The sequence below is a fragment of the Streptococcus sp. 2154 genome (genome assembly GCF_013277255.1).
GTDB lineage: Bacteria > Bacillota > Bacilli > Lactobacillales > Streptococcaceae > Streptococcus > Streptococcus pseudopneumoniae.
The window spans coordinates 1-8,180 of the sequence record NZ_VMMK01000083.1; the positions used below are offsets into that span (position 1 = coordinate 1).

Genomic DNA, 8,180 nt, shown 5'->3' on the forward strand with positions numbered 1-8,180 from the left:
GGGACGTAGTAAAAGAGTCCGGTGGACTCTTTTAGCCTAAGCTAAATTTTAAAAAGCGAGGGTGGTTGTTTTCTCAAAGTTTTGAAGGAGCTAAAGCAACAGCTATTATTATGAGTTTGTTGGAAACAGCTAAACGTCATCAACTAAATAGTGAAAAATATCTATCCTATCTTCTAGAATGTCTTCCAAACGAGGAAACTCTCGTAAACAAAGAGGTTTTAGAGGCTTATTTACCATGGACTAAAGTTGTACAAGAAAAGTGCAAATAAGAAATCTCCAGATTAGGAACTATCCGTGAGTTCTCTAGTCTGGAGATTTTTCAATATACTTCGTTATTGGGCGGTTACTACTATACTTCGTTATTGGGCGGTTACGAAGCAGGTGAAAAACTACCTCCCAAATGAAAAGGAATTAAGCAACCAAACGCTACTTAATTCCTTGAAATTGTCTCATCACCTCTATTAGCCTTTAAATTTTGAAAGACTCTATTTGCTAATCAATATTTGTCAATACTAACCCTTTCAATCAATTCATTAGTTATCTAAACTAAGTCTATTAATAAATCCAAAAAGAGTATCAATAGTAAAGTAAACTAAATAATTGAGTTATAAATAGCTATTTTCACAAAACTGTTTCATCATCACACCATCTCAGTACATAAACCATTTTTTCATCTATAGCTTTTGTCTTAATCTTAATCTTTTTTCTTTAATCCAAGAAATGCACCTAAGGTAAACATTATTCCGGCAACCAATGACGTGAAGACTTCGCTAACTGTTCCGGTTTTTGGCAACCTATCATTGTTAGTAGTTGATTTACTATCAATATTGGTATCTTTATTAGCTATGTTCTCTGGTTCATTAAGATAAACTTCCTTCTCATTTTCAAAGTTTTTATCATTTTTATCAGGAACTGGAGCTGTAACATCCTTAGTTGAATCAGATCTTTGACTTTCATCTAATTGACTATAATTTACTTGTACAGGAACTGTAGTTTTGACATCTTTAGTTGAATCAAATTTGTGTGAATGATCTTCTCTTTGTAAATCCTCTTTTCTGTGACTTTCATCTAATTGATTATGATTTGCTTGCACCTTATCTTTCTTTTTGGATACATCAAAAGTAGGTTTATTTTCCTCCTCCTTTTTCTCCTCTATTTTCTTGAATACAGGTTTTATAAGGGTATCTTTTGATAGATTAATAACATAGCCAGCGTCTTTTTTACCTTCGAAACCAGCAATTTCCCAACCATCAAATTGATAGCCTTTTTCTAATTCACCCTTATAGACAGGTAAAATAAAATCTTCTTCCGGCACTATCTGAGAACTCATTTCTTTTCCATTTTGAATGGTCACAGTCACCCTATGAGGTTTTAATTCGCTCATTTCTCCCGTATCTTTATTTAAAATAAATTCTTTTACGGTTGTATTTCTTGCGAAATCTTTTACAAGAATCTTAATATTTAGTGTTTTATCTGTTAGTTGTTTAATATCATCAAATGATGTATATTCTTTTCCATTTACATAAATATGTTGTTCTTGAATCTCACCATCGAATCCATTATTTCTTTTATCATTGATGTTAAAGACTACAGATTTTCCATCAGCATATTCGATACTAGTATTTCCCTTAGGATCAATGTTTACTTCGGGTTTAACATTATCATATAAAAACTGATAGTGGACTCCAACTGCTTTCGCATTCAAATCGCTATAGCCAGTTTGAAGATAAACATTTCCATCCATATCTGTTACCTTATCTGGAAATCCGTTTGCTTTATAGTCTTTCATTCCCCAGTCCATGATGTCACCGTCTTTAACATTAAGCTTAACGTTAAAATCTCTAGTGTTATCAATGTGTAAATCTCCGTAGATTAAATAATTATCTACAACCGATTCATTAACTCTCAATTCCCAGTTAAAACCACCCTTATCAGAAATCTTACCTCTTAAATAAAATTCTGGATTTCGTACATAAATTTTATTAGATTTAGATGGATTAAAGTAGTTCTTATCCATTGAAAGGTTTACTGGTTTGGTATCAATAAATAACATGGAGCCATCTTCTTTTATAGCTTCTACATTAGAATATTCCTCCCCATGATACTCTTTATTATCTTTACCAAATAATACAAGTTTAGAGGAATCTGTCACAAGATTTCCATCTTTATCGATTGCTTCCCCTTTATCATTCATGTTAAAGGTAAACACTTGATATCTTACAATGTTAAAGCCGTCCAAAGCCGACATTAATACTGATTGAGTGCTTCTTCCATCTTTAACATTTCTACTATCAGCATAAATTGTTGTTTCTGAAAGGACTCTTAGATTAGGATTGGTCTTTTGTATTTTTGCTATATCTTCCTTGCTATAAACTCCATTCCCTGCTAACATATCCGTTTTTCCAGGATTATAGGTAGTCACTTTTAGTGCATAGCCTTTTCTTAGAATGATGTTATCCTTTAACAGATATTGTTGTTTTTCTGAATCAGAATAGATTTTACCAGATTCCATTTCAGTTAAATTGTTTGGTTTGTTCTTTGAAAGATCTCCTTCTCCTAATTCGATTACATTCCCATAACTTGATGCATAGGGATATTCTGTTTTAGTTTCCTTATTTTTTTCAGGCATTCTAATTTTAGTTTTAGCTTTTGTTTCACCCTTATCTTTTACAAGGATATTCATATCACCCGTAAAGGATAGACCATCGACTACATCATTTGTGTTTGCAAATAAGTCAAAGGTTAGAGTTTTAGTTTGTGGGTCGTATTTACTTGCCTTAATTTCTATTAATTTGAAGTCATTGCCATAGTAAGCCTTAGCATTTTTGGATACATTACTTACTTTTCCAAGAATTTCAAAATGTCCATCCTTTGATGGGCTTAATACTCCACCAAGTTTTGATTTAACATCATCAAGTTTCTCAGTTTCATATTCTAGAGCACTCTTATCTTCATAGGCAGTTATATTTCCTTCATCGTCATATTGATAATCAAGCTCTACTGTTCTTTTTCCACCAGTTACAAAGTCATATTCTTCCCTATATTTCTTTTTAATGAGTTTCTTTAGGTCTTTATTTTCAAAGTTTCTAATTGTTGAAATAGTTTTATTTATTTCAAGGCTAGCTTCTCCCTCAACTGAACTTTCTTCAGCTGGTTTTGAATCTTCATCCTTAGCTTGATTATTATTGGTATTTTCCTCTGGGCTCTTTGCATTTTTGAGTTTTTCTTCAGAAATTTCACCTAGTTTTTCATATTTAGAAGCATCTTTGTCAGGATCTACTAGGTAATAAGAAATCATTCCTTTTTCATCAGCTTGGTCATCAAATTTAATTCTATGGATTTTGGTGAAGTTGCTTGCACCATCTAGGGCGATTACTTCGATGATTTTTCCTCTTAAATCTCCTGCTCCGCTAATTTCGTAGATAGTATTTCCATCTTTATCAAGCTTCCTATTTCTTCCCTCACCCTCTCCGGCGTAAGTTACATCAAGACTTTTCTCAACATCTCCATACTTATCAACAAGAGCTGCACCTGCGTACCATACTTCGTTGGCTACTTCTTCAAATTTCTCAGGATGTTCTTTTTGGTCTCTAGCAAACAAGGTTTCGTGTTTGTACTCATCCTTTACCTTGTGGTAGGTATCTTTTGCGATTAATTTAATTTTATCTGGATTAGAAAAATCAATTGAAATAATTTTTGGAGCTGTATTATCAATTTTTACTGGTATATAAGAAACTTGCCATGGATAATCCTTGGTTAATCTATATTTGAATTTGTAGAAGTATTGACCCTCAGCTATTGATTCAAATTGTCCTCTTATCCTAGTAGCTGGATCTTGGTTATCCTTACTTTCTGGTTCATTTTCTTCTCTACCTCTAGGGTTATAGATGAGTCCATCCCACTTCAAATCACCCCAAACTTTTAGTTTAGATGATTTGATTCCCTTTGCATCATTGCTTTTAGAATTTAAAATTCCTCTAATAAAGTGTTCTCTCGAAATGACTTTTAAGTCTCTTTGATTTTCTCCCTCTTTATTTGTATTTACTATTGAAATCAATCCTTCTTCTGCACTTCTTAATACAAGTGGAGAAGGGGTTAATCCTCTTTCAAGTTGAGCATCTTGAGGATTTCCATTTGAATCTAAAGGATAAATGTTAGCAACATTAGATCCACTAGTGGATTCTGCATGAATACCTTGGTTGTTAAAGGCAAATAGGTCTGGGTCTTGGTCTAGTGATGTAATATTTTTATCTTTTCTGTTTTGAATAACAGCTGCTGGATTAAATTTATCTATACCATGTTCTCCACCAATTCCCTTATTTAAGGTTCCTGGAATTTTTGGTTTACCATCATCATCATAACCTTCCATTGTTTTTGATTTTGAACCCTCTTCCCAGGCCCATTTATCAAGGATTGGTTCGTGGTTCCAATTCCCAGCAAATCCCATTAGAGGCATCGACAAAGAAGGTTGGAAGTTTATTTTCTTCCCGTTAGAGTTTAGAGCTTCCATTTCTTCCACTGACTCAAAATGAATAAATGATTCTACAAATTTATTTTTGTCTTTAGCCTCTCCAACATTTATAACCGCATTCAAATCAAAGCTAGAATTTGCGCCTATAGTGAAAGTATCATGCTCAAATGTGATATTTGCTCCTTTGATTTTTTCTGGATGGATTTCTGGAACAATTTGCTTACCATCTGGAGATTTTTCATCTTTGTATGTTTCATCCAGCTTTAATCTATCAGTTAGAGAATCTGTAGTTATCGCTGATGCTGAAACTTTAAAGGTCAAAGGTCTGTTTGATGTATTGTGAAGCTTAATTGTAAAATATTTTTCTTCTCCTTTTATTTCTTTAAGAGAAATAGAACCATAAGAGTTTACCAAACCTTTAGAATCCTTGTTTTTGAAAGTCGCTACAACTTCATTTCTCAAAGCATTGGCCACATTAATTAGGCCTGCTCCCTGTTGTCTAGGTGATGCAAAGTATTGGCTTTTTTCTTTCCAAGACGTTGCGTCCATCATCGGTCGCGCAGTATTTTGTAGAGCAATTTTTGTAAGACTTGTAAGGTCTATTTTGTCATCTCCCTCAAGATTTCTCAATACAGGTCTTTCAAGCATTTCCTTTAACTTCGGTCTAATCAAAACAGTAGAAGCTGCTACGATTGGAGTTGCCATACTGGTTCCTGACATATAGCCATAAGTTGATTTACCATTAATGACATTAAGCGTGGATTTAATATTTTTACCAGGTGCTGAAACATCGGGTTTTAAAAGTAAATCTATTCTTGGCCCCCAAGATGTGGATCCTGCTGGAACGATGATATCTTCTTTATAGAGTTCTTTGTCTGTGTCAGGTGCAAACTTAAAGTCAATCTCTTTTTCGTCACCTACATTCGGTTTGTTGGAATTAAAACTTTCCATATCAATTGGATAGTATTGCTCCAATTTATCTTTAAAATCTTCTTTATTATTTCTTTTGACTTCAGTCTTTTTATCAGGATTAATCATGTTCCATAGCTTTACACCATCATCTCCTGAAATTGAAAACACTTGACTTTTAGTACCTTCATCCGCTTCATATCCCATAGCTGGAAGCTCTGTCCAATTATCTCTATTGTAGTAATTTACAGTATTTACAACCATAATGGCGCGTGCACCCTTATCCATAGCTTTTTTAAAAGCATTTTTTAAATCCTTTGTATAAATTCTATCCATTACTGCAATTTTGCCCTTAAGATCCAAACCTATCAAATCTTGGTCTTGGCCCTTGCCTATATATACAAATTTCAATTTACTAGGAGCTTTTGAACCATCTTCATTTGTTGTGATTTTATTCTTATCGAAAAAGGCCCCTATATTTCTGTATTTAAAACTTTCTCCACCTATGTTAACTTTATCAAACTCAACTGTTTGATTTTTAGCAGATGCAACCGCTATCGCATCTTCATGTGCTGCTGTTCGCGTTACATTTCCAGTGTCGGTCATTTTCAGATGATTATTTGCCACTAAATCCCAAGAAGAACTTGAAGCAGAAGTCGCATAGTTACCCGTAGCGACAACCATTGGAATGCCTGCTTTTCTTAATGCTCTAATAGCTTGCCAATATTTCTCACCTACAAGACCTGTTCCTGTAAAACCAGATGATACCGAAACAACATCAACGTTGTGTTTGATGGAATCTTCAATAGCATGAAACATTGTTTCATCCCCTGCGAACCCAGATCCTGCGTCAGAGTACATTTTATAAGAGAAGATCTGTGCATTAGGTGCAATTCCATCTATGCCATTAAAGTTCTTGATGTCTTTTTCAGTATCATTTCCAGCAAGAATCCCTGCAATATGCATCCCATGGGGATCAAAATAATCACTTCCATCATCAGCTCTTTCTACGGTAATTTTACCACCATTATAATAATTAAAAGCATGAGGGATTTTATCACTCAACCAATAATTTTTATCAGTGCCTTTTAAGTCTTCTTTTTTAAATCTCATTGAGGCTTTGGCATCATCATCGATTCTCATAGCCTTATGCCTATAATCTGTTCCAGTATCGATATTTGAAATGACCATACCTCTGCCATCAAAATTTCTTCCAAATTGAGCATTAATGGCCTTTAGGTAATCAATAGCTTCCTCAACTCCAATTTCCTTTCTGGCATGATTCATCATGGGTTGGACTTTTTGTGCCCTTTCAACCGATGAGATACCTTCTATTTGTTTAATTTTGTCCAAGTTATCTGGAGTTGTTTCTATGGCACTACCGTTAAAAATTCTATCATAAGTATATAAAACTTTTGTATTCTTAAGACTGGATAGTCCCTTGATTGCTTTTTCTCTAGACTCTTCATCTTTAAATTCAGCAATATAGACAAGTCTATCCTCTTTTTTGGGACTTTCTGAGTCTTTACTTGCAGACGAGTCCGCTTTATCTCCTTGGGATTGATTGGAATTTTCTTCTTTGCTTGTTGCTTCTTCATTGCTAGTGCTATTGTCTATCACAGGATTTTTACTAACAACTTCTTTTTCCTCAATAATTGTTGTTTTCTTTTCTTCAGTATCCTTTGAAGCTTCTATAGCATGATGAATCTCTTCATGTTTCTCTTTATTTTCTGTTTCCTTATCTACTACTACTTTTTCTTTATCAGAGATATTTAAAGCATCTTCAGAGCTAGATATATCTGCTAAGACTACCTCATTAGGGGCATAGGCTGCTAAAATAACTGCAGCTGTGGTTAATGACAATACTGTACTTTTTTTCATTTTAATTCCTTACATATTTATTTAACTTCCAATAGATAGAAAACTTTAACTTTGCTAGCCTTTGTTATAAAAAGTTTTACTAAGTATTATCTAGGAAATAGAGTAGTACATTTATATATAATTGTTAGCTCTCCATAAAAATAGTATATCATTTTTTAAATTTAAGTCAAGAAAAATTAATATGTGTTAATTTATTTTTTAATACACATTAAAAATATAGAGTCAAAAACTTTCGTAGTTAGCTGGGGTACATTGTCAGAACATTCACACCATCAAAAATAGTAGCAATCAAATTGAACCACTACCAAAATCACAAAGTCAAACATCATTGATGAAATATCAGCGCTATTAAACAATATAAATAACCGCTAAGAATAAGACTTAACCCCAAATCATTCATACCTCTCTCAACTAGATGTAACTTACAAAACCCCTGACCTCATGAGCCACTTTCTTCCTCCTCATGAGGCCAGTTTTACTTTCTGCTGTTCCAGTATCATTTTTCCTCGCTAGATTTCCTCAAAAGGGCAGACTCCTCCCTTGGTGCGTCACACGATTTTTTCATCTCGACTGTTCTTTAATGCATCATTAACGACGCTTTTCTTCTAGGTGGTTCATAAGGAACAGGAAGATTCAGGTTGACTTTTCTAATCCTAGAATAAAGTGCTGAAAACAATTCGGAATAGGCATAGAGACTAGACAATTTGAGGAGCTGCTTGCGTCCTGTTCGAACACATTTTCCCACCATGTGAAGAAAAAGATGGCGGAAGCGTTTGATTGTTAAAGTTTGGAAGTCACCTCCAGCTAGATGTTTGAGAAAAAGATAGAGATTGTAGGCGATACAGCTCATCATCATACGAACTTCGTTTTTGATTAAGGTTGAACTATCCGTTTTATCGCCAAAAAATCCCTCCTTCAT

The 8,180-nt window shown here is 33.9% G+C and carries 2 protein-coding genes and 1 pseudogene; 1 reads left to right on the top strand and 2 read right to left on the bottom strand.

Annotated features, from left to right (window positions below):
- Window positions 1-53 precede the first annotated feature (53 nt).
- Window positions 54-269: pseudogene (locus HT693_RS11330) on the top strand (transposase domain-containing protein); the annotation flags it as partial.
- Window positions 270-694: 425 nt separating this feature from the next.
- Here HT693_RS11330 and HT693_RS11335 read toward each other — a convergent pair.
- Both HT693_RS11335 and HT693_RS11340 read right to left on the bottom strand, forming a co-directional pair.
- Entirely contained in the window at window positions 695-7,261 is a 6,567-nt protein-coding gene (locus HT693_RS11335; protein ID WP_172925194.1) for a S8 family serine peptidase, read from the bottom strand.
- A 577-nt stretch (window positions 7,262-7,838) separates the two neighbouring features.
- On the bottom strand, window positions 7,839-8,180 hold a 342-nt coding region (locus tag HT693_RS11340), incomplete at its 5' end, for a transposase (protein WP_172925195.1).